Raw genomic sequence first — 26,716 nt, 5'->3', positions numbered from 1 at the left:
GCATGCAAGAGAGTGATTGGGCGGGATTCTTCGCCGATCCGCAGGCGTTGGACTCCGACGCCTATATCAAACTCGAATACTATCTGGAGTGCGTCGGAGATCCTGAGCTTGCCGCCGCGCATTTTTGTGCCGAGCAATCGACCGCGCAGTGGCGTCGGGTCGGTTCGAACGAGGATCTGAGGCCGCGATTCGGCGCCCGGGTCATCGGCTTGGAGGTGCTGGGTACGCAGCCTGACTTCAGCTACGGTATCGGCAACGCCAAAGGCGAGCCGGTGCACGCCTGTCGGGTGACCATCGCCCATCCGCATGGCAATTTCGGTCCGCGCATCCCGAACCTATTGAGCGCCGTATGCGGCGAGGGGACCTTCTTCTCGCCGGGCGCCGCCGTGGTCAAGCTGCTGGATGTCCATTTCCCGGACGCCTATCTCGCCCATTTCGAGGGACCGAGATTTGGCGTGGAGGGTATTCGGGACATGCTTCAGGCCTACGATCGTCCCATTTTCTTCGGTGTCATCAAGCCCAACATCGGTTTGCCGCCCGATGTCTTCAGCGATCTCGGTTATCAGAGCTGGCTCGGCGGCCTGGACATCGCCAAGGACGACGAGATGCTGGGGGATACCGATTGGTGTCCGCTGCAGGAACGCTCGCGTCTGCTCGGCGAGGCTCGGCGTCGCGCCGAGGTCGAGACCGGAACCCCGAAGATCTATCTCGCCAACATCACCGACGAGGTGGATCGTCTCATCGAACAGCACGACCTTGCGGTCGCAAACGGCGCCAACGCCCTGCTGATCAATGCCATGCCGGTCGGTTTGAGCGCGGTCAGAATGCTGCGTAAGCATGCGCGCGTTCCGCTGATCGCCCATTTTCCCTTCATTGCGCCCTTCAGTCGGTTGGGGAACTTTGGCATCCATTCGCAGGTCTTTTCCAAACTACAGCGCTTGGCTGGATTCGACTCCATCATCATGCCGGGCTTTGGCGAGCGCATGCATACCTCCGATGAGGAGGTGCTGGCCAATGTCGATGCCTGTCTGGGGCCGATGGGGTCGTTGAAGCGCAGCCTGCCGGTGCCCGGTGGCAGTGACTGGGCGGGGACGCTGAAGACCCTCCACGACAAGGTCGGGACGGTCGATTTCGGTTTCGTTCCCGGTCGCGGCGTCTTCGGGCATCCAATGGGGCCCCAGGGGGGTGCCAAGAGCATTCGGCAGGCCTGGGACGCCATTGTCGCGGGCGTGTCGCTCGATGAGCGGGCGAAGACACATACTGAACTGGAGGCCGCCATGACGGCATTTGGGGGTCGCCGATCGTGATGGCGACCGGTCGATTCGAAGGTCAAGACACTGGGGGTGAGTCGTGAGCGCCAGAATCGTTCCACCATTGGCGGCTGACGAGCTCGAACGGCTCAGCCAGCAAGAGTCTCTGGAACAGCTGATCCTGGTCGATGAGCAGGACCTCCCTCTGGGAACGGCGGGCAAGTTCGAGGCGCATCGCGAAGGTCAGCTGCATCGCGCCTTTTCCATCCTGGTGTTCGATGCCGAGGATCGTCTGTTGCTGCAGCGTCGCGCGGACTGCAAATATCACTTTGCGACCCGCTGGTCCAACACCTGCTGCGGCCATCCGCGCCCGGAGGAATCGACCTCGGTAGCGGCCGGGCGACGTCTGAAGGAGGAATTCGGCATTCGCGTTCCGCTCGCCGAGCACGAGCAGATGCTGTATCGGGCCGAGGACCGGTCTTCAGGGCTGATCGAGCATGAATATCTGCACATTTTCTATGGCGTCCACGCGGGCGATCCCCGTCCCGACCCCTCCGAAATCGGTGCCTGGCGCTGGATGTCCATCCCAGCGATTCGGCGCGCCCTGCGGATGCATCCCGACTGGTTCACGCCCTGGTTCCATCTGCTGATCGAGCGACTCTTCCCCAACTGAGTTCCCGGCCGGATCGGAGTTTGGGTGACCTCCTCTCTCGCCCATCCCGATTCGGGTCCGTCATCCCCATCTTCAGGGGCATCCAAGATCCGCTATCCAGGCCATCCATGTCCGAAGAACGACCGACCTTGAATGCGCCCTCGCGGGCGAACCCCGAGACCCATCAACGCGGTAAGGACAAGCTCTCCCGCATTCCGGTCAAGGTTGTGCCTTCCGTCGAGCCGCTACGCAAACCGAGCTGGATCCGCGCCAAGGCGCCGGTCGGGCCGGGCGTGCAGCGCATCAAGCGTCTGTTGCGCGAGGCCAAGCTCGCGACCGTCTGCGAGGAGGCCATGTGCCCCAATCTGGGCGAGTGCTTCAATCATGGCACTGCCACCTTCATGATCCTCGGCGACGTCTGCACGCGGCGTTGTCCATTCTGCGACGTGGCCCACGGCCGGCCGAGTCCGGTCGACACCGAAGAGGCCGAGCATCTGGCCGAATCGGTCGCCCTGATGGGGCTTCGTTATGTGGTCATCACCTCGGTCGACCGCGACGATCTGCGCGATGGCGGGGCCGGACATTTCGCGGACTGTCTGCGCGCCGTGCGGGTCAGGAATCCAGAAACGCGTCTGGAAATCCTGGTTCCGGACTTCCGCGGTCGGGAAGCGATCGCTTTGGACTGCTTCGCCGGAGAGGGCGCGCTGCCCGACGTCTTCAATCACAATCTGGAGACGGTGCCCAGGCTCTATCGCCAGGCACGTCCCGGTGCCGACTATGCCGGTTCTTTGGGTCTGCTCAAGGCATTCAAGGAACGCTATCCAGGAGTCCCGACCAAATCGGGAATCATGCTGGGGCTCGGCGAGGAGCGCGACGAGGTGTTGGAGGTGATGCGCGACCTGCGCGCGCACGGCTGCGAGATGCTGACTCTCGGGCAATACCTGCAACCGTCGCGCGATCATCTCCCCGTGGCGCGCTATTGGACTCCGGACGAGTTCGAGGCATTGCGCGTCGAAGGCGAGCGCATGGGCTTCGTCAACGTCGCCAGCGGTGCCATGGTGCGCTCTTCCTACCATGCCGACCAGCAGGCCGGCGAGGTCATCGGCTGAGTTTTGGAAGCCCTCCCGCGTAGCGCTCCATCAGGTAGCAGAGACAATCCTGACGGATGACGGTCTCGTCGAGCGTGAGCATGGAGGGCATCATGGGCCGTCGCAGACGGATCTCGCCATCCTCGATGCGGAAATAGCGCTCGCCGACATCCGCTCCCTCCGTATCCCGTACCTCGAACCCACGGACCTCGCCGTTGCGCAGCCTGGCGAAGGGCGTTCCGCGCGGTAGCTCTCGGAAATTGAATCGCTCCAGCTCCGGGTCTAGCAGCAGGTCCGCATCGGCCGGTGAGAAACCGAAGCGCACCGTCTCCGGGACCTTCACGCGTGCGACGGTATGGAAGAGGTCGATATCCTGGGGCTTGACCGGATGATCGGGCAGCTCGGTCAGATGCAGCGCCGCATCGACGAAACGCCGCGCGTGCTCGATGCCCTGCCGATCGCCGACCTTGCCGCATTCCACCGTGACCGCCGGACAGAGCTCTGCCATGGCTATCGACTGGACGCCGGTGGGGCGGGTGAAATAGACCAGGGTTCGGCCGAAGAGCATCGCGAGTCGAAGAAACGGATTTTCGACCCGGTTGACGCAGGCGTAATGCGGGTTGATGCCGGTGTTGTTGTGCAGGTCCAGACTGGCGAAGATGCCCCGTTGGCGCATGATCTCCGTGACCCGGGCCATGAGTTCCTGCTCGATGCAGGGTTCCAGGTCGCTGCCTGGCCACACCCGGTTGTAGTCTGGTTGTCCGGGAAGATGGCGTACGCCACAGGCGGCTGCCGTGACGTTGCCGATAAAGAGGCTCAGCGAACGCGGCAGACGCAGCTCGCCGAATCGCGTCAGGCGGTCGCGCAAGAGCTCGCGCATGGCATCCCAGCCGACCGTTTCGTTTCCGTGCATGAGCACCGAGACGAAGAGCGCGGGCTCTCGGGCGCCGGAGAGATGGATGAGGGTGGGCATACCTAGCTGCTCGGCCAGTTGGCGGCTGTCGCAATCCAGGAGTCCTTCGGGCAGTCGGTCGAATTCTTGTAGCATGGATATTGGCTCAAGGAGTTCGTGCAAAACGGTCGCGCTCCAGGGTGCGTTCGCCCGCCGCTGTCTGGGTTCGGGCGGTTCTGTTGCGACGCCTGCCGCGCGATCTGCGCGCCGTGCGTCCTCCAATGGTCGTTGTTCCCGTTTCCGGGGAGGCTTCCGCCTCATCGCCCCGATAGAGCGTCTCGATCGTCACCAGATCGAATCCCCTGGACGTGAGCGTGCGCACCAGCGTAGCGGTCGCCTCAATGCCGAGCGGACGTCTTCCGCCCGGATGCTCGGGGGCGTCATGCATCAGGATGATGTCACCATTGCGGGCGCGTTGGGCGAGTCGAATCGCGAAGGTGTCCGCCGGGCCAGGGTGGATGCTGTCCCAGGAGCGCAGGCTCCAGCCGACCGGCGTGATCCCGGATTCGCGCAGCACCGACATCAGGGGCGGCGTCATGAGTCCGTAGGGTGCACGAAAAAACCGCCGATCCTGGACTCCGACCTGGTTCAGTGCGCGCAGACCGCCGAGCGTCAGTCTTCGCGCCCGCCAGGGCGAGAGCACGAGCGACCATGAGTGCCGGATCCCGTGACTACAGATCTGATGGCCGGCCGTGTGCATGGCGGCGACCAGCTCCGGGTATCGCTTGGCCTTCTCGCCGATGACGAAAAAGGTGGCTCGATGCTCGCCGAGCGCATCGAGCACCCTGGGGGTCGTCTCCGGGTCCGGTCCGTCGTCGAACGTGAGCGCGACCCTAGGCCGCGCTCCCGGTCGAGGGCCGCACAGCACGGGACCGAACGCCTGAAGCCTGGGGCTGAAAACGCCGAGTAGGAAAAGACCGAGCAGGGTCATGCCGATGGCGTACTCGGGCCAGTCTGGGCGGCGTTCGAGTGCCAGATCCAGATAGGGCAGCATGGCGAAAAGCGCAAGCGGCAGGTGCAGCCAGCCGCCCCACCAGGCAGGGCGCCAAGGAAGCGATGATGAAGGAGGAGCGACGGACGATTCCACCTCGGCAGTCTACTCGTCGAGTGCGTCGATCGGATAGCCTCCCGGGACTCACGCCGAGCCGTCCAGTGTCCATTCGTGGACCGGATTTCCTGCTCGCTGATGTTCGAGATAGGACTCCAACAGGCCGGATAGGTCGGGTCCGTGTCTGGCCACCCAGGTCCGCTGCCATCGTGCGCCGGTTTGGCGACTGCTCAGACGTTGCTCGATGATCCCGAGCCAATGCGCGATCTCCGCCGGGTCGATCCCGAGCTTGGCGAGGCCGATCCGCGCCCGTGGGATGAGATCCTCGGCGAGGATGCGCCATACAGGCAATTCGGTGCCATCGAGCCAGGGGATGGTGGCGTCCAATCCGTCGCGCGCGCAATCGTAGAACCCTTTTTGGGCATGCAGGAACATGAGCCGCGATTCCGGCGCCGGTTCTTCCCGTGCCAGCGAGCATACCGCCCCGGCATAGAGCGCCATGTTGGCGATGACGTCGGGTACCGACGGGCCGGATGGCATGACCCGGTGCTCGATGCGCAGATGGGGCGTGCCGTGCGCGTCGAACCCGATCAGCGGGCGATTCCAGCGCCAGATGGTGCCGTTGTGCAGTCGCAGATGGGCCAGTTGCTCGGGCGGCTCGTCCATGAGCTGGGGGAGCAGGACCGGATAGCGGTCGACGTTGGACTGAAAGGTCTCCAGGATGGAGTGCTGGGCATAGCGAAAACCGAAATTGACGCGTTCCTGAAGTACCGCGCCGCCGACCGATACCGCCTGCTCGAAGAGCGCGATGCGGGTCTCCTCCCAGAGGTCATGGCCGAACAGGAAGGGCGAATTGGCCGAGATCGCGACCATGGGACCGCTCAGGATCTTGGAGGCGTTGTAGACCCGTGCGGATTCGGCTGGCGAAACCTTGAGATGAACCTGGAAGGAGGTGGCCGCCGCTTCCAGCATGACATCGTGCCAGTTCAGGTCCAGTCGATCGCGTCCCTCGATCAGCAGTCGCGTCGGGCGTCCATGTCGCAACGAAAAGACCTGTTCGTTGAGTGCGCGATAGCGTTTGCGCGGCGTCATGGCATCGAGCGTCAGGTGCGCCTGGCGAACCGTCGGCAGGATGCCGATCATGGCGACTCGGATATCCGCGCTGGCGGCGGCGCGGTTGGTGCGCTCAAGCGTGGCGTCGAGTTCGGCGGCCAGTCGCGAGAAGGCATCCGTTTCGAGTGCGGCGGGCGTCCCGTTGAACTCGATATTGAAGGTCGCGAGTTCCGGGACGATCAGCGGATCCGCCAGCGAGTCCAGCAGCGTCTCCACCTTGGGCGCGGGCGATCCGTCGGCGTCGATCAGCCAGGCCTCGGCCTCGAATCCGATCGTGGGCGGATCGGATTCGAAGCGTGATTCTTCGAACCAGCGTGCCAGCAGATGCGTCTCACGACGCAGTCGCGCCGAGAACTCGGTGAAATTCCGTGCGCTGAAATGCGATTCGGCGATGTTCTGACCCATACGCTCCCCCGAGGTCGGTTGGACTCCCAGAGTCAGTATGGTCGAGCCCTGGAGCTGTCGCTGCCGGATCGGGGCGCGTTTTGGGTCTCAGCCCTGGGTCAGCATGCGGTCCAGTTCGACCAGACGCTCGGGCGTTCCGATGTCGAACCAGAGCCCGCTGTGATGCCGTCCCCCGACCCGACCTTGCGTCATGGCATCGCGCAGCAGTGGGGCGAGCGGGAAGGCGCCGGGGACGCAGTCGACGAAGAGATCCGGGTGATAGATGCCGATTCCGCTGAAGGTGAGACGCGGCGATCCCTCGGGCCGGACGCGTCCGGCCTCCAGCGCGAAATCGCCCGCCGGGTGGTGGGGTGGGTTGTCGACCAGGACCAGATGGGCCAGATCACCCTCGGTCAGCCTGGTCTCCGGCACCGGGCAATCGGTCCAGACGTCGCCGTTCACGACCAGGAACGGCTCCGGGCCGAGCAGCGGGAGCGCCTTGAAGATACCGCCCCCGGTCTCGAGTGCCTCGCCTTCCGGCGAATAGCGTATGCGAACGCCGAGCGCCGAACCGTCGCCCAGCGCCGCTTCGATCTGCTCGCCGAGGTAGGCGTGGTTGATCACCAGATCGCGGATGCCCGCCGCCGCCAGGCGCTCGATGTGGTGCACGATGAGCGGCTTGCCGCCCGCGCGCAGCAGTGGCTTGGGACAATGGTCGGTCAAGGGACGCATGCGGTTGCCGCGTCCGGCGGCGAGGATCATGGCGCGCATGCTCATGCGTTGCACTCGCGGAAGATACGTGCCGTGCAGGTGGCGCAGACGTTCTTGTCGAGCTTCTGATAGATGCCGCGAATCGCCGCCGTCTTGGCCTGGAAAACGTTGCGTCCACCCGTGGCGTCGAGACAGCCGCAGCCCTCCAGCGCATTCCAGAGCCCCTCTTTGACGTGGATGAGATACACGCCTCCGCCTGCGTCGATGCGTCGGGTCATCTCGTTGCGCAGCGCCACTCCGCCCTGTAGATCGACGAAGTTGATGCCGTTGGCGAATACCGCCAGGTGCTTCTGTTCTGGATGCTCGGCGCGTATACGGTCGAAATACTGCTCGACGTGCGCAACCGAGCCGAAGAAGACCGAGCCGTCGATACGCAGGAAGCGCAACTGAGGACACTGTGGCGTCTCCGGGTCTTCCCCGAATGCGTGGTTCGGCAGGCGTGGATCCGGCGCCATGGTCACGATGCGCGGCTTGGAGGTGCGTTCCAGATAGAGCACGAGCGAGAGCAGGACGCCGGCGAAGATGGCGAACTCCAGTTCCAGGAACACGGCCGAGAAGAAGGTGACGCCGAGGACGGCGGTTTCTCGCTTGGACGAATGCAGGATATGTCCGATCTCTTTCAGGTCGATCAGACCCCAGGCGACCAGGAACAGGATTCCGGCCATCGCGGCCTTCGGCAGGAAGGCGGCATAGGGCGCGACCAGCAGGACGATCGCCATCAGCATGAAGGCCGCGAAGATGGCGGCCAGCGGTGTGCGGGCGCCGGCCTCGTAATTGACACCGCTACGGTTGAATGATCCGGTCGCGACGTAGCCCGAGAAGAAGGATCCGGCGAGATTTGAGAGTCCCTGTCCGATGAACTCCTGGTTGCCGTCGATGCGGTAGCCGCCGCGCGCGCCGAGCGCGCGCCCGATCGAGACCGCCTCGGTGAGTGCGAAGAGCGTGACGGCGAGCGCCGAGGGCGCCAACTGACGGATGTGCTCGAAGGTCAGCGAGGGGGACGACAGGGGCGGGAGGGTCGCCGGCAAGGCGCCGACCGTGGCGATACCGGTCGTTTCCGGGCCGAACAAGTGGTTCAGTCCCAGGGCCAGGAGGCTGCCGCCCATAAGCGCGACGATCATATAGGGGATCTTGGGCACCCAGACCTTGCAGGCGATACCCAGGGCGAGCGTGGCTGCCGCGACCAGGGTGGCGCTGGGATTGAGTTCCAGCACATGCCTGCCGAAATGGAACATGATCTCGTGCAGATGTCCGCTGCTGTCCATTTCGATGCCGAAGAAATGTTTGACCTGCTTGGCCGCGATCAGCACCGCCGCTCCAGCGGTGAAGCCCACCACCACCGAATGCGAGATGAAGTTGACCAGCGCGCCCAGACGGGCGAAGCCGAGCATCAGCTCCAGTAGGCCCACCATGAAGGTCAGCGTTAGCGCCAGAGCGACATAGTCCGGGGTGCCGGGCACCGCCATGGTAGATAGGGTCGAGAAGAGAACGACCGAGGCCGCCGTGGTTGGACCCGATACCAGATGGCGGGAGGAGCCGAACCAGGCCGCGATGATGGCCGGAATCATGCTCGCGTAGAGTCCATACTCGGGCGGCATGCCGGCGATGGTGGCGAAGGCGACGCCTTGCGGCAGCACCACGATCGCACCCGTCAATGCGGCGAGCAGATCGGCCCGGACATCGCGCGGACCGACGCCGGGCAGCCAGGTTTTGTAAGGCGTCAGCCATGACCAATCGATCGAGCGCGCGGCCTTAGCCGAGGCGTTGAGCGACTGACGGGCCAACTCGTTCATGTCGAGCGAGCGAAACGGCTTCATCATATCGGGGGAGCTGTCCTGGTCCAGAGATTGATGCCGGGCTTTCTGAGGGCGTGCCTCGGTCATCGCGTCGGTTTGGGGCGCGGCTCGCCGGTGGGCGAGGGTCGAGCCCGATCAATCCTGAATATATTGAGAGACCGTATCTATATTAATAAACTTTAATGAACCTGAACATAGCGCCCCTTCGGTTCATTCTCTGCAGGTCGTTTGGAGCGCCGGGCGCCGCATGCTAGCCTGCCCGCGAATTGGCCCTGCCGGAGGTGGCTCAAGTTGCTCAAGATCGTCTCGTTCAATGTCAATGGAATCCGTGCCCGTCCTCATCAGATCGAGGCGCTGCAGGCGTCGCAGGATCCTGACATCGTCGGTATCCAGGAAAGCAAGGTGGCCGACGATCAGTTTCCGCTCGATTGGGCGCGCGGGCTTGGCTACGCGACCCATTTCCACGGTCAGAAATCCCACTATGGCGTCGCCCTTCTGAGCAAGGTCGAGCCGTTGGAGGTGGTCAAGGGGCTTCCCGGGGATGCGCAAGATGCCCAGCGGCGGCTGATCACGGGGCGTTTCGCCCTGCCGGGCGGTGGTGAGATCAGCGTCATCAACGGCTATTTTCCGCAAGGCGAAGGTCGCGACCATCCGGTCAAATTCCCCGGCAAGCGCAAGTTCTACGCCGACCTGCTCGACTATCTGCGCCAATCCTTCACGCCCGATCAGAACCTGGTGGTGATCGGCGACATGAACGTGGCGCCGTTGGATCTCGACATCGGCATCGGCGCCGACAACGCCAAGCGTTGGCTGCGGACCGGTAAGTGCAGCTTTCTGCCCGAGGAGCGCGACTGGTTCCAGGCGCTTGCCGATTGGGGGCTGATCGATGCCTATCGCGCCCTGAACCCCGAGTCCGCCGACCGCTTCAGCTGGTTCGACTACCGCTCTCGTGGTTTCGATCGCGATCCCAAGCACGGTTTGCGCATCGACCATCTGCTCGTCACGGCCCCGTTGCGCGAGCGTCTGCTCGACGTCGGCATCGACTACGAGATCCGAGGCATGGAAAAGCCCTCGGACCATTGTCCGGTCTGGGCCAGCTTCGATCTTTGAAGGAGCCTGTCTGCTGGATAGCGGTCAGAGGCGGTTCTCCATGATGAGGAACCAGGGGCGGCGCTTATTGGGTTTCACCAGGCCGCGAGGATCCAGTTCCCAGCGGCTCTTGGAGACCGAGTTGCGGACGTTGCCTCCGATCGTTTCCAGTGTCCGCCCCTGCTTGCTCACCACCAGGTCGCAGTGTGCGCTGAGGCTATAGAGCATGCGCGAGGTGACGTAAACGTCCGCGCTGAAGACCCGCGAAGGGTTGCGGGAGGCGCAGACCAGATCGCCCGGCCTCGGGCTGTAGTCCTTGAGGCGTCGCGGCACGAAATATCGGCCGGGGAGTGACGCGGCATCGACTATGCGCGCGAGATAGACCCAATGGGCGATGCTGCGTGAGAACTGGCTCTCGGGAACACCGGCGCTCTGCATGACCCAGCTCATGAAGGCGGCAGACCAGGGTTTCTGGCAGTCCATGCCGTTCAGGTTCGGCTCCCCGGCGGCACGCCAGTAGCTGTTGACCCGCCGGCTGTGCGAGCCATCATCATCCTCCCAATAGCCGACGTGCGGCATGCTCTCGTCGTCGCCCTGAAAGACGATGGTCTGGCGGCCGAAGTAGTTCCATTCGCCGAGTGCGCGATCGATGATGCGCTGTCTGAGTCGCGGGTTGGGCGAGGGCGGTGCGCCGATGGGACGTCCGGCCCAGAGGGGGGCGGTGCCGGATCCACCCTTGGTTTCGTCGGGCGTCGGGGCCGCACAGCCGAGCAGTAGGAGACAGAGCAGGGTGGCCGTTGCCGTTACCCTGATTCGGGGACTGTTGAGGGTCGGCACCTGTTCGACTCCGTGTTGCGTGCTGGCTGGAATGCAGCCGGGCGCTCTGTTGCCCGGCGATGGTCGCTGAATCAGCGGGGCGGTCTGACGGTGTCGCGGAACCAGGCCCGATAGGATTCCATCTTGGTCTGTTGAGCGCGCGGTGCGCGACGTTGGCATGTGGTTGCGTCCGGGCTGTCTGCCGTTGCGCCCCAGCGTCGCTCGATGCAGTCGTTGGGGTTGTAGCCGACCTCCAGTCCCGCGCGGCGTCGATAGATGTCTCCCAGGCTCAAGCGCCAGTCGCTGCCGTCGCTGCGTCGGTAGCTGATGGAACGCTCTTCTAGTTTCTGCGCGTGGAGCCTCTCGATCCGCGCCGCAGCGCCCTCGGGCGTCTCACCGTTCAAGCGGTAGAGATTCGGATAGCGCCGCACCCGCTCGGGCAGTGCCTCAAGGACCTTCATGGCGATCAGCAGGCGCATGTCGCGCGATGGGGTCGCGTAGTCCTCCCAGGGGCCGGTGGTCTCGAAGATGGCCGGACCCGATGGCATGGGGATGGTCGTGCCCGGATGGTCTCGGACGTAGCGTTCGCCGTTGTTGACCGAGTTCACGCGCGCCTCCATTTGCTCCATCAGCGCGTCCAGGGTCGCGGTGTAGGCGGCCTGCGGGTCCAGTCCGTATGGATTGATCAGACGCTCGACGCGAGCATAGAAATCGTCCGGGGTCAGCGACGCCTGTTCCAGCGAGAAGCGTGGCAGACCGTTGCGCCCGTCCAGCTCCCGGTTGGACAGGAGTCGCGACCCGGTTGCGGTCCGCTCCAGTGGCCGAAACGTCTTGAATCCTGGTCCGGCCGAGGGCGTGTTGGCGAAGAGAAAGTTCCCCTCCCAGAAGCGCTTGCGGCTCACCGAATTGTCCGGCTGGGCGTCGACGGCGAACAGGATTCCGCTCTGCCCGGCGCGCTGCGGAACCCATTCGACCAGGATCATCACATGGCCGTAGGGATCGGCATAGAGGGTTCCGGGCCAGAGCGCGTTGCGATCGAGCGGAACCGGATAAAAATCGGTCGACTCGGCGTTCAGCGCTGTGCGCGCGCTGCCCGAATGTACCGTATTGACCAGCCTCCGTGCCGACTCGCGGAAGGTGGCGAGCGGCGCCGGATCGTCCATGAATCGGGCCTCCATGATCGGCGATTGGCAGCTCGGGGGCGCGCTGCGGCTGCCGCGCGAGCAGGATCGATAGGAGACGGGCAGACCCAGTTTCCAGGCGAAATAGGTGCGCAGGAAATAGGGGAGGTCGGCGCAGTCCGGCTCCGCCGTGAGTCGATTGTCCTCGTTCGCCCCGAGATAGTTGAAGAGGAAGTTGCGCGCCGGGTCGCCCAGCACGGGTCCCAGCGAGTCGAAGCTCATTGAGGCGTCAGGAGGGGCCGCGAACAGATGCTCGATCCAGGCCGAGTAGAGTGCCTCGGTCGGTAGATCCCAGTCGGCTTGTTCGCGCCGGTTGTCCCGTCCTCCCACCGTCACCTCGGCGCAGGCCGCAACCTGGCCGTAGCGTCCGGCCTCGATCCGATAGGTCCCCGCCACGGGTCTGAACTGGGTGCCGTAGAGGCTCCAGGGCGGTCCGCCGTGGGCCTCGGTGCGCAGACGGCTCTGACGTCCTTTCGGGTCGGTGATGAGAACCTGTTCCAGCGCGCCGTCGGTGGCGATCGCAAAGACCTCCAGCGGACTGCCCGGTTGAGGGTTGAGCGGGGCGGTCCAGATATGCGTCTCGCGACCCTGTCGGCAGTCGTCGGCAGCATTGGCGTCGGCCGCTGCGAGCAGCCCGCCGAGCGCAAGCGCGAGGAGCCATCGTGAACTCAGGAATCTCTGTGCTGACATAGCGGTCGCTGGAGGCCAAGTCGTCGACATTCACCAGAGTGTATCGCGTTATTCACGGGTGTCATTCACATCCTGTCAGCTTCCGGCGAGACTTCGGGCTGGCGCGGTTTCCTGGGTTGCGCTGCGCTCTACCCAGGCGACGCGTCAGTCATCCGGGGGCGCTTGCCGCGTCTTTGGCAAGATCCCCGTCGACCACGGCGGCGACGATCAGGTCGCCCCAGACGTTGATCGCTGTGATGGGATAGTCGAAGAAGCGGTCGACGACCAGATAGAGCGCCAGATAGGTCTGAGGCAGTCCGAGCAGGTCCAGCATGAAGGCCATCATGGCGATTCCTCCGCCCGGAATGCCGGCCGTTCCGGCGGAGGAGGCCATGGTCAGCAGGACGATGAAGAGCGCCTGAGCAACGCTCAGGTCGGCGCCGGCGAGCTGCGACATGAAGATCAGCAGGATCGCCTGATAGAGCGCCGAGCCGTCCATGTTGAGCGTCGCGCCCAGCGGCAGGGTGAAGCTGGTGACGCGCTCGCTGACGCCGGCCGACTCCAGCGCCTGCTTGGAGACCGGATAGGTCGCCGAGCTGGATGCGGTGGACAGCGCGGTGGTCAGCGGTGCGCGGCAGGCGAGGCTGAACGCCCAGGGCGAGCGCCCGGTGCGCACGCGATAGAGGCCCGGCAGGACCACCAACGCATGCAGACCGGCGGCGAGCGCGACCGCCCAGACGAAGGCGCGCAGCTCGAAGATCCCGTCCCAATCCATCCCGGCGAGGCTGGCATAGACCAGCGCCGCGATGCCGATCGGCGCCCCGCGCAGCACCCCTTGCAGCAGCTGCATCAGGAGCGCATCCAGCGCCTGGGCGCCACCGATCAGCGTCTTTCGGTGGGATTCGGCGATATGTCGCGAGGCCAGCGCCGCCACCAGGGCGACGAAGACGATCTGCAGTACGTTGCCCTCGGCCAGCGCGGCGAAGAGGTTGGTCGGGATCAGGTTGCCGATCAGATAGTCGAGACTGAAGCCCGCTCCGCTCGTCGGAACCTGCTCCAGGTCCAGCAGTCCGGCCGGAATGCCCTGGGAGAGCGTCAGGCCAAGGAGGGTGCCCAGGCCCGCCGCCATGGTCGAGGTGAAGAGATAGTAGAGCAGGGCGCGTCCGCCGATCTGTTTCAGATCGGCGGAGTCCGAGATCGTGGCATAGATGGAGACCAGGATCAGCGGCAGAATGAGCAGCTTGAGCAGCGAGACGAAGATCTGACCCAGCCAGGCGACATAGGGTGCCCCGGCCGGGACGAGGAGGGCGAGCAGAATCCCGAGCAGCAGCCCGGCTGGGATGGAATAGAGTCGGCGCATGCGGGCGTCTCCTGTCCTCGGGGTTGCGTGGCGATGCCGTTCGTCAGCTCCAGTTCAGACGCCGCAGATTGCGCGCGACCTCGTCCTGGTCGCTGAAATAGACCTTGTGTCCGTCGCGGTCGATATAGCGCTCGTGTCCCTTGCCGGCGATCAGGGCGACCCACGGCTCCTCGGCCGGGCGGGCGTCCAGCCAGTCGAACAGATGGGCGATGGCGGCGGCGCGGTCGAGGATGACCTCGTGTCCCTCCTCGGGCATGCCGGTCAGGATGTCGGCGACGATGGTCGCCGGATCCTCGGTGCGCGGGTTGTCCGAGGTGACGATCATCTGGTCCGAGTACCTTGCGACCGCAGCCCCCATCAGCGGGCGTTTGCCGTGATCGCGGTCGCCGCCGCAGCCGAAGAGGGTCAGGACGCGCGCCTGGGGGAAGCCGGCACGGATGGCGCGCAGGATGGTGTCGAGCGCATCCGGCGTATGGGCGAAGTCGATCACGATGGTGCGATTGCCGATCACCTGGCACTCGAAGCGCCCGTCCACCGCCTGGAGATGGCGCCAGTGCGGGTTTTCGGCCTCGCCGTCGCCCAGCACGTCGTCCGCCAGCGCGCACGCCAGTGCATAGTTTTGACCGTTGTATTCCAGCGCCAGAAAGGGCTTGGCGGCGAGCGCCTCGGGTGGGAGCGGATCCGGATGAAGCAGCTCGACCGCCACCCTGGGCGCGCCACGTTCCTGCAGACGCTCGACGACCGCCGCGCTGGAGCAATAGAGCCGTCCATCCGGCTGGATCAGATCCAGGATGCGTGCCTTGGCGTCGAAATAGGCCGCCTCGTCATGGTGATAGTCGAGGTGATCCTGGGTGAAATTGGTCCAGCCCGCATTCTGGAAGGGAATGCCATGGATCCGCTCCTGGTCCAAGGCATGACTGCTGGCCTCCATCGCCACCAGATCATAGCGCTCCCGATGGTCATGCAGCAGGCGGCGCAGCTCGATCTGGGGCGGCGAGGTGAATCCGGTCTCGGTTAGGCGTGCGCCGTCGAGAAAGACGCCCAGCGTGCCGATCGAGAGCACCCGCCGTCCGTGCGCGGAGAGGATGGATTCGAGATACTTGACCGTCGTCGTCTTGCCGTTGGTGCCCGTGACGCCGATGAAGTCGATCGATGTGGTGTCCAGCGGATAGGCGAGATCGCAGAAACGGCTCACCGTCTCGGCCCAGTCGTGCTGGCGGGTGACATAGATCGCCTTGCCGGGCAGCCGGTCGAAACAGTCCAGCATGCGGTTGACGACCAGCACCGAGAAGGCGCTGCGTGCGAGATAGCGTTCCAGGATCTCGCGGTCGCTCCGACCGTCGTCGAAGCGCCGAAAGAAGAGGATGGAACCCGGATCGCAACTGTCCGCGCGCCACTGGATGTTGGTCAATCGCGGTGGTTGGATGGGCTCGCGCCTCCAGGCGAAATCGGTGGTGGCGAGCAACTGGTAGAGCGGTTCGTTTGACATGGCCGTGGGTCGCATCGATTCGTAATGAAGGGGAGGGCGCGCGTGTTCATTCTCGCCGAGGAAGCTATCGTCCGTGAACTGCTTGGACGTTTCGGGCTCGATGTCCGGATTGTGAGCCAGGACACGCCCATCCCGGGCTCCTATTGGGGCGATCCCGAGGCCGGTCTGGTCGGCGATTGTCTCTATGCGCAGCCCGAGACGCCGCTGCATTCCATCCTGCACGAGGCCTGTCACTGGATCTGTCTCGATCGGAAACGCCGCGAGCGACTGCATACGGATGCCGGTGGCGACGACGCCGAGGAGAACGCGGTCTGCTATCTCCAGGTGCTGCTGGCCGATGCCATCGCAGGTGTCGGTCGCGAACGTCTGTTCGCCGACATGGACGCCTGGGGCTACAGCTTTCGTTTGGGATCGACACGCGACTGGTTCGAGCGCGATGCCGAGGACGCCCGCGCCTGGCTGCTGGCCGAGGGGTTGATCGACGACCAGGACCGCCCGACCTGGCGGGTGCGTCTCTGAGAGCGGCCAACCTATACTTCATCGGGGAAAGCCGCCAGTTGGCGGCCCCCGAGTCTCGCCCATGTGTCCATCTCACCCTATCCGGAGTTGCCCATGCGCAAGATCCCGCTGATCGCCGTCGCCCTTATCGGTCTGCCTGGCCTGGCCCTCGCCTGGACGTCCTACGGTCCAGCACCCTATGGCTATCCCGAGCCCCAGGGTCCCTTTTCCGTGCCCGTCTATGGTCCAGCATGGCCGGGATATCCGGGCGCGCCTGGCGTCGTTCCTCAGCCTCCCGGCGTGCCGGGTGTCCGATCCGCTCCATCCGTTCCCGAGGCGCGCACCCTGCCCGAGGGACTCCCGCAAAGAACCCTCTCGCTCTGGCCCCAACTCGAAATTCGCCGCGCGCTGCGTGGTGATGCCTATGTCGTCGACGTCTTGCTACAGAACATCGAACCCGATGCGGTCGAGATTCGTCCCGCCGGACAGGGCCTGTTGATCCGCTACGATACCGAGCGCCGCGTCGATCGCGAGAATCAACTGCCCAATGGCGGCTATGCGAGCAGCTACAGTGTCTCGCACGGCGCGGCGAGCCGCCGGGTCGGTCTGCCGCGCGATGCCGATCTGTCCGCCATGTCCACCGAGATCGAGGATGGCGTCATCCAAGTGCGCATCCCGCGCGCCGCCACCCCGAACGGCGGCTGGCCGGCTCGACCCTGAGGCTGGGGCCGCAAAGACGCGAGGCATTCTCGGACGGGTGTCGGCCCGCGACCGGACGAGGGAGCGAAATCCTTTGCGCTCTTTGCGTCTTTGCGGTTCAACTTAGCCTTTTGTCCGCGACGAGGAACCTCTCCGCATGACCTACGAAACACCGCAAGATGCCGAAGACGCCTATTACGACGCACTCGAATCCGGGGACGCCGAGGCGATGTCCCGCGTTTGGGGCGACGAGGACGGAATCGCCTGTCTGCTGCCCATGACACCGATGGCGATCGGTGCGCAGGTGCCGCTCTTGTGGCGGACCCTCTTCGAGCAGGGCGGGCGCTTCGATCTAGAGGTGCGGCATTTCGGTTGGATCGAGAATGGCGACCTGGCCATCCATCTGGTCGAGGAGCGTGTCGTCGCCGCGCCGGGGGCTCAGGTGCCTCCGCCCATCTATGCCACCAACGTCTTCCGTCGAGATACCGACGGATGGCGACTGGTGCTGCATCAGAATTCGCCGACTCCGCCACCACCGCCCGGCATGGCGGGTGACGGAAGCACGGCGGTCGCCTAATGTCCGTGCAGTTCGAGGGGCGGCAGGCCTTGTCTTGCCCATCCAGCTCCAGGGGCGTGCGTCTCGAAACGCTCGGCTGCCGTCTCAACGAGGCCGAGCTCGAAGGCTGGAGCCGGGAGTTCGAGCGTCGTGGATTCCGCGTCGTCGGGGACGGCGAGCCGGCCGATCTGGTGGTGATCAACAGCTGCGCCGTCACCCAGGAGGCGGTCCGCAAGTCGCGCCAGATCCTGCGCCGCGCCCATCGCGCCAACCCGGCGGCGCGTCTGGTGGTCAGTGGCTGTCTGGCGGCGCTTGAGGCCGAGGCCCTGGCCCGCGAGTCGGGCGTCGATCTGGTCGTGAGCAACCGCGACAAGGATCGGCTGGTCGAGATCGCGCTCGACGCATTGGCGATTCCGGCCATGCCCGAACTGGCGATCGACGACGCGGCGGCCTCGCTCTTCACCCGTGGGCGTCAGCGTGCCTTCGTCAAGGTTCAGGACGGCTGCCGCTACCAATGCACCTTCTGCATCACCACCCAGGCGCGCGGCGAGGAGCGCAGCCGCGCGATTCCCGAGGTGCTGGAGACCGTCAATCGGCTGGCGAGCAACGGCATCCAAGAAGTGGTGCTGAGCGGCGTTCATCTGGGCGGCTACGGCAGCGATCTGGGGACCGATCTGGCCGATCTGATCGCGCGCTTGCTGGCAGAGACCGATGTCGCCCGCATCCGCTTGGGGTCGCTCGAACCCTGGGATCTGCCCGAGGGCTTCTGGCGTCTGTTCGAGAACGGCCGGCTCATGCCCCATCTGCATCTGCCGCTGCAGAGCGGATCGGATGCGGTGTTGAAGCGCATGGCGCGCCGCTGCAAAACGGACGAGTTTGCGCGGCTGGTCGGCGCGGGCCGGGCCGCAGTGCCCGATCTGAACCTGACCACCGACATCATCGTCGGCTTCCCCGGCGAGACCGAGGACGACTGGCGCCAGACGCTGGACTTCGTCCGTACGATGCGGTTCGCCCAGATCCATGTCTTCGGCTTCTCGCCCAGGGCCGGCACGCTCGCGGCCGGGTTGCCGGATCGGGTAGACGCCGAGACCCGCAAGCGGCGCTGCCAGGAACTCAAGACCCTGGCCGATGCGCTGCGACTCGACCGACTGCGCGAACAGATCGGCACCCGCGCCCAGGTGCTGTTCGAGGGACCGCCGGCTCTGCCACCCGACGTCGGCCGCAGCGGCTACACCCCCAACTATCTGCCCGTGCGCATCGCCCCAGGTCTGCCCATCGCAAGCAATCAACTGTGCGACGTGCGTCTTACTGCAATCGATGAAACCGGCGCAAGCCTGATCGCCGAGCCGGTCGACAGGTGTGGTGGGGTGTGATAGATGCCGTTCTGATCGGGGCAGCCGTTCGACAAGCAATTTGCGAGTGGCTTGAATTAATACTGCGTTGCTTCCGTCAACCGACGCTCCGCTCGTATCTGCAGCAATACCACCTTCTTTCGGCGCGATGGACGGAGCTACTCCTTGGGCGTACATTGGCTTGATGCTGACCGTGATCGAGACCCCTTTGTTTCAGAAGCAATGGCCTTTGTATTGGACGGAGGACGAACGTGGTGGCTTCGCCGCTTATATTGCCGATAATCCTGACGCTGGAGATGTGATTCCGGACTCAGGAGGGTTACGTAAGGTACGCTGGAGACGGGCTGGATCCGGTAAATCCGGTGGTGTCAGAGTCATCTATTACACGCGAACCGCCGCCGGTGAGCTGATTCTTCTGACGTTGTACGCCAAGTCGAAGACAGATAACCTCACTGGCCCAAAACTCAAGGAGATACGCTGTGTCCTCGAACGTTGATCCATTGAACGAAAAAGAGATCGAGGCTTACGAGGCCAAACGTGATCTCGCGGCGGATTTACTCCAGGCCGTTAAAGAGATGAAGGCCGGGGAAGGATGCGTGGTATGGCCTCCAGCCCTTGCCGCAAGACAGGAAACGGGACTCTCTCAGGCCCAGTTTGCTCAGCTGCTCGGCGTGTCTGTTCGTACTTTACAGGGCTGGGAACAGGGTAGAAAACAGCCAAGCGGTGCTGCACGGACGCTACTCGCGATTGCCAGACGAAACCCCAAGGTACTGCGTGACGTGGCTGAAGACCTTCGCTCTCACAATCGGTGATGAGCCTGAAAGTCGCTACTTGACGATCGCCGCTCGTATGACTTCGCCTTGGGGTCCCGCGTTGTACCTTGGGTCAAACAACTGGGGAGAATGTGCACCGAGATTGATCAGGTATCGGGATCAGTTGGAGTGTTACGTCCCGTGTGATTATCTGCATCGACGGAGCTATCCTTTGTTCCGAGCCCGCGAGGTGCTAGAGCACGTGGTCCACAAAGCCATCGCCCGACCCACTCATAATCCGAGCCGACAGTCAAAGCCCACCCTCGACCTGAGCGGCGCGTCGGGCGTTGAGGTCGGTGGCGATGTAGGCGAGCGAGATGCCCATCTCTCGGGTCCAGGACAGTTCGATGAACCAGGATGAGGAGGCCGTCCAGTGGTGGATGGCGCGTCCCTCGCCGCGGCGGATGGAGGCGAGTCGGGAGGTTGGGGTGGAGGCGTACTCGGGGAAGCGGCTGCGGTCCTCGCCCGGTCCGTATTTTTCGCGCAGGCTGTTGTAGAGGTCGTCGAAGCGTAGCTGAGTGGCGACGTTGTAGGCCCTCACCACTTTGTAGATACGGTTGGTGAAGGCGAGGACGTAGAGTCGATTGGCGCCGTCGGGATAGACCAGTGCCAGGCTGTCGCCTTGGTTTTGACGGACGAGCGGGGGCGGCGTGGTTTGTAGGATCGCGTTGACGTCGCCACCGAGACAATAACGGCCGAATACCAGCTTGAGGCAGGGTTCGTCCGCCCGCGCATCGGTGCCAAGCAGGGCCAGCGTCGTTAGTGCCACGATTCCGATCTGTCTGCTGCTTCTCCAGCCCATGGCATCCCATCTCGCCTGATGAATTCCGGACAGGATAGCCGATCGCTCCGACTGGCGGTGCCCTATGCCCGTTCCAGGACGAGATTCGGGAAGGGCGTGGTGTGGGGTTCGTCCATGGTTTCGGGCAGCCTTTCCACCCGAATCCCGGCGCTCCAAAGCTGGTCGATCAGGGGTTGGATCTTGGCCGGTTGTCCGCTGGTCCAGATTCGTTCCTGGCCGTTGCGCTCGGCGGGCGCGAGCAGGTTGGCCTCGTCCAGACGGCGACGCACCTGACGCGCGACGGCGGCGCCCGAGTCGAGCACGGTTACGCCATCGCCGATCAGTTCCTTGATCAGCGGGGTTAGATAGGGGTAATGGGTGCAGCCCAGCACCAGCGTGTCCGCTCCACGCTCCATGAGCGGCGCGAGATAGCGCATCAGCAGCGTGCGGATGGCGTCGCTGTCCCGATCGCCGGACTCGATGTGCTCGACCAGGCCGGGGCAGGGCTGTAGCTGGATGTCCGCGTCCTGACCGACCCGTTGCAGCAGGACCGAGAAGTTGTGGCTGGCCAGTGTCTGGCGTGTCGCCAACACCCCGACCACGCCGGATCGGGTTCGCTCCACGGCGGGTTTGATGGCCGGCTCCATGGCGACCAATGGGATTGGATAACGCGTTCGCAGCACCCGTGCCGCCGCGCCGGTCGCCGTGTTGCAGGCGACCACGATCGCCTTTGCGCCCCGCTCGATCAGGAATTCGGTGATGGCGATCGCCCGGGCCTCAATGAAGTCCTTGGGCTTGTCGCCGTAGGGGGCGTGGCCTGAATCCGCGATGTAGAGCAGATCCTCGTGGGGCAGTTCGCGGCGGATCTCGCGCAGAACGGTGAGTCCGCCGACTCCTGAATCGAAGACACCGATCGGGTGGCTGGATGTCATGGTCTTCAGTGGGTCTGTATGGTCAGGGGCGGTGTCGCCCGCGTCTCGGGGCTGTCGGCCATCGGCGACGGCGGCACTCGGAAGATGTGGGCGGCAGTGTATGACCGTGATGCGGGACGATGCAATCGGGCGCGGAGGTTCCGGGGAGCACCGAGCGCTGCTCGGCGCTCCCGGTTCCCGTCATAGATGTCCGAGCGTCCAGCGCACGATGTCCGCCGCCCCCATGGCTCCAGGCTGGCGCGCGATCTCGCGGCCGTTCTTGAAGAGCGCGAGCGTGGGAATGCTGCGGATGCCGTAGCGGGCGCCGAGTGCCTGTTCGGACTCGGTGTCGACCTTGGTCAGGCGTACCCGGGGTTCGAGCTGGGCCGCAGCCTGCTGGAATGCGGGAGCCATCATGCGGCAGGGGGCGCACCAGGGCGCCCAGAAATCGACCAGGACGGGGATGTCGCTGCGGTCGATGTGCTGTTGGAACCGTGCCGCCGTCAACTCGGTTGGATGCCCAGCGAACAGCGGGGCGTGGCACTTGCCGCATTTGGGGCCTTCGCCGAGCCGCGCGACTGGGATGCGGTTGACTGCGTCGCAGGCGGGGCAAACGATGTGAAGCGTGTCGCTCATGGTCTTTCCTCAGTCTTCGAGCCGTTGCAGTCGCGCGCGCAGTCGCTCCAGCTCTTCCAGCAGATCCAGGGCGAGTGCGGCGCCGGCGGCGTTGACGCCCAGATCCCGTTCCAGCCGCCGTGCGCTATGCACGCGCCGGATGCTGATGGCGCTGAAGCGCCAGCGTGTCGGATCCTGCCCCGTCGGGTCGACGACCCCTTCCTCGACCAGTTCGACGACCCGGTCTGCGGGCAGCCCGCAGGCGCGGCACAGTTCCGCCAGGGTTAGCTCTCTGTTTTCCTCCAGCAGTTCGCCGGAGAGCAGTTCGATGATGTGTGTATTGTTCATCCTTCACACCCCCAGATGCGCGCGCGGATCGAATCCGAGCGCCTGCTCGAATGCGGTGTAGGCGGCCTTGGCGGATTCGGAATCCGCCTTCGGCAGTGCGATCTGCAGCACCACGTAGAGGTCTCCAGGCTCCTTGGCTGGGATGCCTCGACCCTTCAGGCGCAGCTTGCGTCCGCCGGACGAATCGGGCGGGATGCGCAGGTCGACCGCGCCGTTCGGCGTCGGCACCTTCACGGTCGCCCCGAGTGCGGCCTCCCAGGGTGCGAGCGGCAGGCTCAGATAGACGTCCTTGCCCTCGGCGCGATAGAGCGGATGCGGGCTGAATTCGACCTCTAGGAAGAGGTCGCCCGCCTCGCCTCGTCCGATACCGGCACCGCCCTGTTTGGCGAGCCGGATGTGCTGCCCCTGGCGCACGCCCTTGGGGATGGAGACGTTGAGCGTGCGTTCGGCAATGCGCGGTCGACCGTCCGGTCCCAGTTCGGTGTGGCGGAGTGTGAGCGTGCGCGTCGTGCCTCGGTAGGCGTCTTCGAGATCGATTAGGACCTTGGCGTGCGAGTCTTCGCCACGGGCGTGGAATTCGCGCCGCGACTGGTGGGGATGCGCGCCGGAGAAACCGGTTCGGCCGAACAGGGTCTCGAAGAAGTCGCTGAATTGGTCCGGGTCCGCCTGGGTGAAGCCGCCGCCATGGAACTCGAATCCCTGGTCCCAGTCCGGTGGCGGACGGAAGTCCTGCCCGGCCCGCCAATCGGCTCCGAGTTGGTCGTAGGCGGCGCGCTTTTCGGGATCCTTCAGGACCTCGTAGGCCTCGCCGACCTCCTTGAAATGGGTCTCGGCGTCTGGCTCCTTGCTGACGTCCGGATGATATTTTCGGGCGAGCTTGCGATAGGCACGCTTGATCTCGTCCTGCGTGGCATCGCGCGCGACCCCCATGATGGCGTAATAGTCTTTGAATTCCATTTGAGTACGAGTCGTTGCGTTGATCGTCGCGGTTGCCGCGTTCTGGTCGTGGTAACCGCAGCTCGGGCTGTCGCACAAGGCTGTCCGACACCCGGGCCTTCATTGTGTCGCGAAATGGTGGCACACGGGGACATTCCACAGGGGCTGCAGGGGATTCGTCGCTCGCTGTGCGTGCCTTTCAGCGGGATGGGCGGTCTGGTGCCCTGCGTTCTCGCCGGTCGATCGCGATCTGGATTCCGTTTCGGATCGACACTCGAGGACCGCGAATCGTTCCTTGGGGAGGCGTTGAGGGTATTTACCGGGCGGTGCTCGGTTTATGCTGACGATCACCTAATTTGAACAGCATTGAGGGCAGACGCATGAGGATTGCCACCATCGCAGCGCTTGCAATTCTGGTGACGGGGGCCGCCTTGGCGGAACAGTGGCCGGGGAATTTCGCGCGAAAATGTCTTCAGCCGGACGGGCGAATCATCTACACCGAGCGTGATTGCACCGACATCGGCACCCCGGTTCCTCAAGGCGGCGGATCTTTCTCCATTACGACCAAGGCATGGCACGATCGTCCGGGCATGACCGCGACGACCAGACCCATGCCGGCTGGGGTGGGGCGGACCGAGGTCAAGAAAGTCGAGTGACAGGGGCGCTCGGAACCCAGCCGACTGACGGGGGTTCGGGTGTCTGCGCCCGTGAATGGGGTGGCCGTTGGCCGCGTGTTACGCGGGTGGCCGTGCGCCTCTGTGGGCGAACTGGTGCATGGCGAGCGAGCCGTGAGGTCAGGCCGTCACATTGATGTTGCCACCAACACCATCCGGCAGGCCCGCACTGACGTCCGGGATGGACTCGACCAATTGCATTGCGGACTGCTCTTGGATGTCCATGGATTTCTTGAGTACGGCAATGCCGACGTCGTCGGCGAGTTTCCCGTTGCTCATGGTGGTGCTCAGCTGGGCGATCGCAGGTGCCGAACCGCTGAATGAAGAGATATCCATGATGCGATTTCTCCGATGAGATATCAGTGAAAGGGTATCTATCTTATCGGCTGGCGAGCCGTATTCTTGACCCTTGAGTATAGCGTCGTCCCTGTTTTCGGCTGCCGATCGCCTCACAGTTCGGAGAGATCGGGTGCTGATGGGGGCGGTTGGGCCGAGTCCCTGGCCCGAATTGTCCCGTGCTGAGAGTTAGGGCAGGTCGAAACGGTCGGCGTTAATGACCTTGGTCCAGGCGGCGACGAAGTCACGGACGAATTTCTCCTGGTTGTCGTCCTGGGCATAGACCTCTGCATAGGCGCGAAGGATCGCGTTGGAACCGAAGACCAGATCGACCCGGGTCGCCGTCCATTTGACCCTGTCCGTTTTGCGGTCGCGGATCTCGTAGAGATTCCCGCCCACCGGCTGCCAGGTGTTGGCCATGTCGGTCAGATTGACGAAGAAGTCGTTCGTCAGCACGCCCTCGCGATCGGTGAGCACACCGTGCCTGGTTCCTCCGTGGTTGGTTCCCAGGACGCGCATGCCGCCGACGAGCACCGTCATCTCGGGCGCGGTCAACCCCATCAACTGGGTGCGATCGAGCATCAATTCCTCGGCGCTGACGGCATAGTCCTGCTTCAGCCAGTTGCGGTAGCCGTCATGGATGGGCTCCAGCGGATCGAAGGATTCGGCATCCGTCATCTCTTCGGTGGCATCGCCGCGACCGGGCGCGAAGGGCACGTTGATCTCGAAACTGGCCGCCTTGGCCGCCTGCTCGATTCCCAGGTTGCCGGCCAGAACGATGACATCGGCCAGGCTGGCGCCCGACTCGGCCGCGATCCCTTCCAGTACGCCAAGGACCTTGGCCAGCCGCTCGGGTTCGTTGCCCGCCCAATCCTTCTGCGGAGCCAGGCGGATACGCGCGCCATTGGCTCCGCCGCGCATGTCCGAGCCACGGAAGGTTCGGGCGCTGTCCCAGGCGGTCGCGACCATTTCGGCGACGCTCAAGCCGCTGGCGGCGATCTTGGACTTCACTCCCTCGACGTCATAGTCGGTCGAACCTGCGGGCACCGGATCCTGCCAGATCAGATCCTCCCGCGGAACGTCTGGACCGATATAGCGTGCCTTCGGTCCCATGTCGCGATGCGTCAGTTTGAACCAGGCGCGTGCGAAGACCTCGGAGAAATAGGCCGGATCCTGGTAGAACCGCTCGGAGATCTTCCGGTACGCCGGGTCCAGTTTCATGGCCATGTCGGCATCGGTCATGATCGGGTTGTAGCGGATCGAGGGATCCTCGACATCGACCGGCTTGTCCTCCTCCGCGATATCGACGGGCTCCCACTGCCAGGCGCCGGCCGGGCTCTTCCTCGATTCCCACTCATGGTTGAGCAGCATGGCGAAATAGCCGTTGTCCCACTGAGTGGGGTGGGTCGTCCAGGCGCCTTCGAGGCCGCTGGTGACGGCGTCGCGACCGATGCCTCGGGCGGCCGTGTTGATCCAGCCCAGACCCTGATCGTCCACATCGGCTGCCTCGGGGGCCGGCCCCAGCAGGCTGGCGTCGCCATTGCCGTGGCATTTGCCGACCGTATGGCCGCCAGCGGTCAGGGCGACGGTTTCCTCGTCGTTCATCGCCATGCGTGCAAAGGTCTCCCGCACGTCCTTCGCGGTCCGCAGCGGGTCGGGATTGCCATCGACCCCTTCGGGGTTGACGTAGATCAGCCCCATCATCACGGCGGCCAGCGGGTTCTCCAGTTCCCGTTCGCCGGAGTAACGGCTGTCAGGGTTATCGCTGGGCGCCAGCCACTCCTTCTCAGAGCCCCAGTAGGTGTCCTTCTCCGGATGCCAGATGTCCTCGCGGCCGAAGGCGAAACCGAAGGTCTTCAGACCCATCGACTCATAGGCCATGGTGCCGGCGAGCACGATCAGGTCGGCCCAGCTGATCTTGTTGCCGTATTGCTTCTTGATCGGCCAGAGCAGGCGGCGTGCCTTGTCCAGGTTCACGTTGTCGGGCCAACTGTTGAGCGGGGCGAAGCGCTGGTTGCCCGTGCCGGCGCCGCCACGTCCATCGGCGATCCGATAGCTGCCCGCCGCGTGCCAGGACAAGCGGATCATCAGGCCGCCATAGTGGCCCCAATCGGCGGGCCACCAGTCCTGGCTGTCCGTCATCAGCGCGCGCAGGTCTTTCTTCAGCGCCTCGACGTCGAGCGTCTTGACCGCTTCGCGATAGTCGAAGTCCGGCCCCATCGGGCTGGTCTTGGTGTCGTGCTGATGCAGGATGTCGAGGTTCAATGCATTCGGCCACCAGTCCATCACCGATGTCCCAACGGCCGTGTTTCCGCCGTGCATCACTGGGCATTTGCCGGCGGTCTTCATCGTTTCGTGACTCATCTCTATCTCCTGTCGTGGTTTCTTTGAATGAGGTTCGTCGATCACGGCTAGAGAATAGGTGTGGCCGATGAGATCGGCCAATCGTTTAGTTGTATCCTATGGATCGTCTGAGGCTATCAATTGTGTTTTTTCGATAGTTTTTGGCTTATTCCGTGGCGCCTCAATGTCTCGGGTCG

Annotated in this window: 27 protein-coding genes; 11 read left to right on the top strand and 16 right to left on the bottom strand. The window is 64.3% G+C overall.

Annotated elements, in window-relative coordinates:
- Nucleotides 1-2: 2 nt before the first annotated feature.
- The 3 genes from THIDRDRAFT_RS03740 to lipA all read left to right on the top strand — a co-directional run bounded on the left by THIDRDRAFT_RS03740 (nucleotide 3) and on the right by lipA (nucleotide 3,011).
- Nucleotides 3-1,307 carry a RuBisCO large subunit C-terminal-like domain-containing protein gene (locus THIDRDRAFT_RS03740; protein ID WP_007039469.1) on the top strand — a complete coding sequence of 435 codons (1,305 nt, stop codon included), beginning with the start codon at nucleotides 3-5 and terminating at the stop codon, nucleotides 1,305-1,307.
- A gap of 43 nt (nucleotides 1,308-1,350) precedes the next feature.
- Nucleotides 1,351-1,923, top strand: coding sequence for an isopentenyl-diphosphate Delta-isomerase (gene idi / locus THIDRDRAFT_RS03735; protein WP_007039468.1), 573 nt, complete (start codon nucleotides 1,351-1,353; stop codon nucleotides 1,921-1,923).
- Between the two features lie 107 nt (nucleotides 1,924-2,030).
- Nucleotides 2,031-3,011 (top strand): lipoyl synthase, encoded by a 981-nt coding sequence (gene lipA, locus THIDRDRAFT_RS03730; protein ID WP_007039467.1) that lies wholly within the window; start codon nucleotides 2,031-2,033, stop codon nucleotides 3,009-3,011.
- On the opposite strand, the gene THIDRDRAFT_RS03725 is transcribed toward lipA, so the two are convergent.
- From THIDRDRAFT_RS03725 to THIDRDRAFT_RS03705, 5 genes are all read right to left on the bottom strand, one after another.
- Nucleotides 3,001-4,038: a M14 family metallopeptidase gene (locus tag THIDRDRAFT_RS03725; protein WP_007039466.1), complete on the bottom strand. Its 1,038-nt coding sequence runs from the start codon at nucleotides 4,036-4,038 to the stop codon at nucleotides 3,001-3,003. The genes lipA and THIDRDRAFT_RS03725 overlap by 11 nt on opposite strands.
- Before the next feature lie 10 nt (nucleotides 4,039-4,048).
- Nucleotides 4,049-5,029, bottom strand: a complete 981-nt coding sequence (locus THIDRDRAFT_RS23550) for a polysaccharide deacetylase family protein (protein WP_050984637.1) — start codon at nucleotides 5,027-5,029, stop codon at nucleotides 4,049-4,051.
- 48 nt (nucleotides 5,030-5,077) lie between these two features.
- Complete coding sequence (locus THIDRDRAFT_RS03715; protein WP_007039464.1) at nucleotides 5,078-6,508, bottom strand: glutamate-cysteine ligase family protein; 1,431 nt, start codon at nucleotides 6,506-6,508, stop codon at nucleotides 5,078-5,080.
- A gap of 87 nt (nucleotides 6,509-6,595) precedes the next feature.
- Complete coding sequence (gene murU / locus THIDRDRAFT_RS03710; RefSeq protein ID WP_040843881.1) at nucleotides 6,596-7,258, bottom strand: N-acetylmuramate alpha-1-phosphate uridylyltransferase MurU; 663 nt, start codon at nucleotides 7,256-7,258, stop codon at nucleotides 6,596-6,598.
- 2 nt (nucleotides 7,259-7,260) lie between these two features.
- Nucleotides 7,261-9,051 carry a SulP family inorganic anion transporter gene (locus THIDRDRAFT_RS03705; RefSeq protein WP_139058614.1) on the bottom strand — a complete coding sequence of 597 codons (1,791 nt, stop codon included), beginning with the start codon at nucleotides 9,049-9,051 and terminating at the stop codon, nucleotides 7,261-7,263.
- A 294-nt stretch (nucleotides 9,052-9,345) separates the two neighbouring features.
- On the opposite strand from THIDRDRAFT_RS03705, the gene xthA reads away from it, so the two are divergent.
- On the top strand, nucleotides 9,346-10,164 hold the full coding sequence (gene xthA / locus THIDRDRAFT_RS03700; protein ID WP_007039461.1) for an exodeoxyribonuclease III: 819 nt from the start codon (nucleotides 9,346-9,348) through the stop codon (nucleotides 10,162-10,164).
- A gap of 24 nt (nucleotides 10,165-10,188) precedes the next feature.
- Here the strand turns inward: xthA and THIDRDRAFT_RS03695 are convergent, their stop codons facing one another.
- From THIDRDRAFT_RS03695 to THIDRDRAFT_RS03680, 4 genes are all read right to left on the bottom strand, one after another.
- Complete coding sequence (locus tag THIDRDRAFT_RS03695; RefSeq protein ID WP_007039460.1) at nucleotides 10,189-10,980, bottom strand: DUF2272 domain-containing protein; 792 nt, start codon at nucleotides 10,978-10,980, stop codon at nucleotides 10,189-10,191.
- 71 nt (nucleotides 10,981-11,051) lie between these two features.
- A complete protein-coding gene (locus tag THIDRDRAFT_RS03690) occupies nucleotides 11,052-12,830 on the bottom strand; it encodes a hypothetical protein (RefSeq protein WP_007039459.1) in 1,779 nt (592 codons plus the stop codon).
- Nucleotides 12,831-12,978: 148 nt separating this feature from the next.
- Nucleotides 12,979-14,169, bottom strand: coding sequence for a dicarboxylate/amino acid:cation symporter (locus THIDRDRAFT_RS03685; protein ID WP_007039458.1), 1,191 nt, complete (start codon nucleotides 14,167-14,169; stop codon nucleotides 12,979-12,981).
- 43 nt (nucleotides 14,170-14,212) lie between these two features.
- Nucleotides 14,213-15,658 carry a Mur ligase family protein gene (locus THIDRDRAFT_RS03680; protein ID WP_007039457.1) on the bottom strand — a complete coding sequence of 482 codons (1,446 nt, stop codon included), beginning with the start codon at nucleotides 15,656-15,658 and terminating at the stop codon, nucleotides 14,213-14,215.
- 42 nt (nucleotides 15,659-15,700) lie between these two features.
- Here THIDRDRAFT_RS03680 and THIDRDRAFT_RS03675 point away from each other — a divergent pair, with 42 nt between their 5' ends.
- The 6 genes from THIDRDRAFT_RS03675 (at nucleotide 15,701) to THIDRDRAFT_RS03650 (ending at nucleotide 19,575) form a co-directional block, all read left to right on the top strand.
- Nucleotides 15,701-16,177 (top strand): hypothetical protein, encoded by a 477-nt coding sequence (locus THIDRDRAFT_RS03675; RefSeq protein WP_007039456.1) that lies wholly within the window; start codon nucleotides 15,701-15,703, stop codon nucleotides 16,175-16,177.
- Nucleotides 16,178-16,270: 93 nt separating this feature from the next.
- On the top strand, nucleotides 16,271-16,876 hold the full coding sequence (locus tag THIDRDRAFT_RS03670; RefSeq protein ID WP_007039455.1) for an Hsp20/alpha crystallin family protein: 606 nt from the start codon (nucleotides 16,271-16,273) through the stop codon (nucleotides 16,874-16,876).
- A 136-nt stretch (nucleotides 16,877-17,012) separates the two neighbouring features.
- Entirely contained in the window at nucleotides 17,013-17,432 is a 420-nt protein-coding gene (locus THIDRDRAFT_RS03665; RefSeq protein WP_007039454.1) for a YybH family protein, read from the top strand.
- The gene (mtaB, locus tag THIDRDRAFT_RS03660; RefSeq protein WP_007039453.1) at nucleotides 17,432-18,784 is read left to right on the top strand and encodes a tRNA (N(6)-L-threonylcarbamoyladenosine(37)-C(2))-methylthiotransferase MtaB; all 1,353 of its coding nucleotides are present in this window, start codon (nucleotides 17,432-17,434) and stop codon (nucleotides 18,782-18,784) included. Before THIDRDRAFT_RS03665 ends, mtaB begins: the two co-directional genes overlap by 1 nt.
- 163 nt (nucleotides 18,785-18,947) lie before the next feature.
- Entirely contained in the window at nucleotides 18,948-19,259 is a 312-nt protein-coding gene (locus tag THIDRDRAFT_RS03655; RefSeq protein ID WP_007039452.1) for a type II toxin-antitoxin system RelE/ParE family toxin, read from the top strand.
- The gene (locus THIDRDRAFT_RS03650) at nucleotides 19,243-19,575 is read left to right on the top strand and encodes a helix-turn-helix domain-containing protein (RefSeq protein ID WP_007039451.1); all 333 of its coding nucleotides are present in this window, start codon (nucleotides 19,243-19,245) and stop codon (nucleotides 19,573-19,575) included. Before THIDRDRAFT_RS03655 ends, THIDRDRAFT_RS03650 begins: the two co-directional genes overlap by 17 nt.
- A 250-nt stretch (nucleotides 19,576-19,825) precedes the next feature.
- Here the strand turns inward: THIDRDRAFT_RS03650 and THIDRDRAFT_RS03645 are convergent, their stop codons facing one another.
- The 5 genes from THIDRDRAFT_RS03645 to THIDRDRAFT_RS03625 all read right to left on the bottom strand — a co-directional run bounded on the left by THIDRDRAFT_RS03645 (nucleotide 19,826) and on the right by THIDRDRAFT_RS03625 (nucleotide 23,187).
- Nucleotides 19,826-20,344 carry a hypothetical protein gene (locus tag THIDRDRAFT_RS03645; protein WP_245535776.1) on the bottom strand — a complete coding sequence of 173 codons (519 nt, stop codon included), beginning with the start codon at nucleotides 20,342-20,344 and terminating at the stop codon, nucleotides 19,826-19,828.
- A 95-nt stretch (nucleotides 20,345-20,439) separates the two neighbouring features.
- Entirely contained in the window at nucleotides 20,440-21,288 is an 849-nt protein-coding gene (gene murI / locus THIDRDRAFT_RS03640; protein ID WP_007039449.1) for a glutamate racemase, read from the bottom strand.
- A 180-nt stretch (nucleotides 21,289-21,468) separates the two neighbouring features.
- Nucleotides 21,469-21,903: a thioredoxin TrxC gene (gene trxC, locus THIDRDRAFT_RS03635; RefSeq protein WP_007039448.1), complete on the bottom strand. Its 435-nt coding sequence runs from the start codon at nucleotides 21,901-21,903 to the stop codon at nucleotides 21,469-21,471.
- Nucleotides 21,904-21,912: 9 nt separating this feature from the next.
- A complete protein-coding gene (locus THIDRDRAFT_RS03630; protein WP_007039447.1) occupies nucleotides 21,913-22,230 on the bottom strand; it encodes a chaperone modulator CbpM in 318 nt (105 codons plus the stop codon).
- A 3-nt stretch (nucleotides 22,231-22,233) separates the two neighbouring features.
- Nucleotides 22,234-23,187, bottom strand: a complete 954-nt coding sequence (locus tag THIDRDRAFT_RS03625) for a DnaJ C-terminal domain-containing protein (protein ID WP_007039446.1) — start codon at nucleotides 23,185-23,187, stop codon at nucleotides 22,234-22,236.
- Nucleotides 23,188-23,546: 359 nt separating this feature from the next.
- On the opposite strand from THIDRDRAFT_RS03625, the gene THIDRDRAFT_RS03620 reads away from it, so the two are divergent.
- Nucleotides 23,547-23,822, top strand: coding sequence for a hypothetical protein (locus THIDRDRAFT_RS03620; RefSeq protein ID WP_007039445.1), 276 nt, complete (start codon nucleotides 23,547-23,549; stop codon nucleotides 23,820-23,822).
- A gap of 138 nt (nucleotides 23,823-23,960) precedes the next feature.
- Here THIDRDRAFT_RS03620 and THIDRDRAFT_RS03615 read toward each other — a convergent pair whose 3' ends face one another.
- Complete coding sequence (locus THIDRDRAFT_RS03615; protein ID WP_007039444.1) at nucleotides 23,961-24,176, bottom strand: YjfB family protein; 216 nt, start codon at nucleotides 24,174-24,176, stop codon at nucleotides 23,961-23,963.
- A 189-nt stretch (nucleotides 24,177-24,365) separates the two neighbouring features.
- The gene (gene katG / locus THIDRDRAFT_RS03610) at nucleotides 24,366-26,540 is read right to left on the bottom strand and encodes a catalase/peroxidase HPI (RefSeq protein WP_007039443.1); all 2,175 of its coding nucleotides are present in this window, start codon (nucleotides 26,538-26,540) and stop codon (nucleotides 24,366-24,368) included.
- Nucleotides 26,541-26,716: the final 176 nt, after the last annotated feature.

It is taken from the genome of Thiorhodococcus drewsii AZ1 (genome assembly GCF_000224065.1).
Lineage (GTDB): Bacteria > Pseudomonadota > Gammaproteobacteria > Chromatiales > Chromatiaceae > Imhoffiella > Imhoffiella drewsii.
The sequence above is the reverse complement of the archived record's forward strand: the minus strand, read 5'-3'. Positions and strand labels throughout refer to the sequence as shown.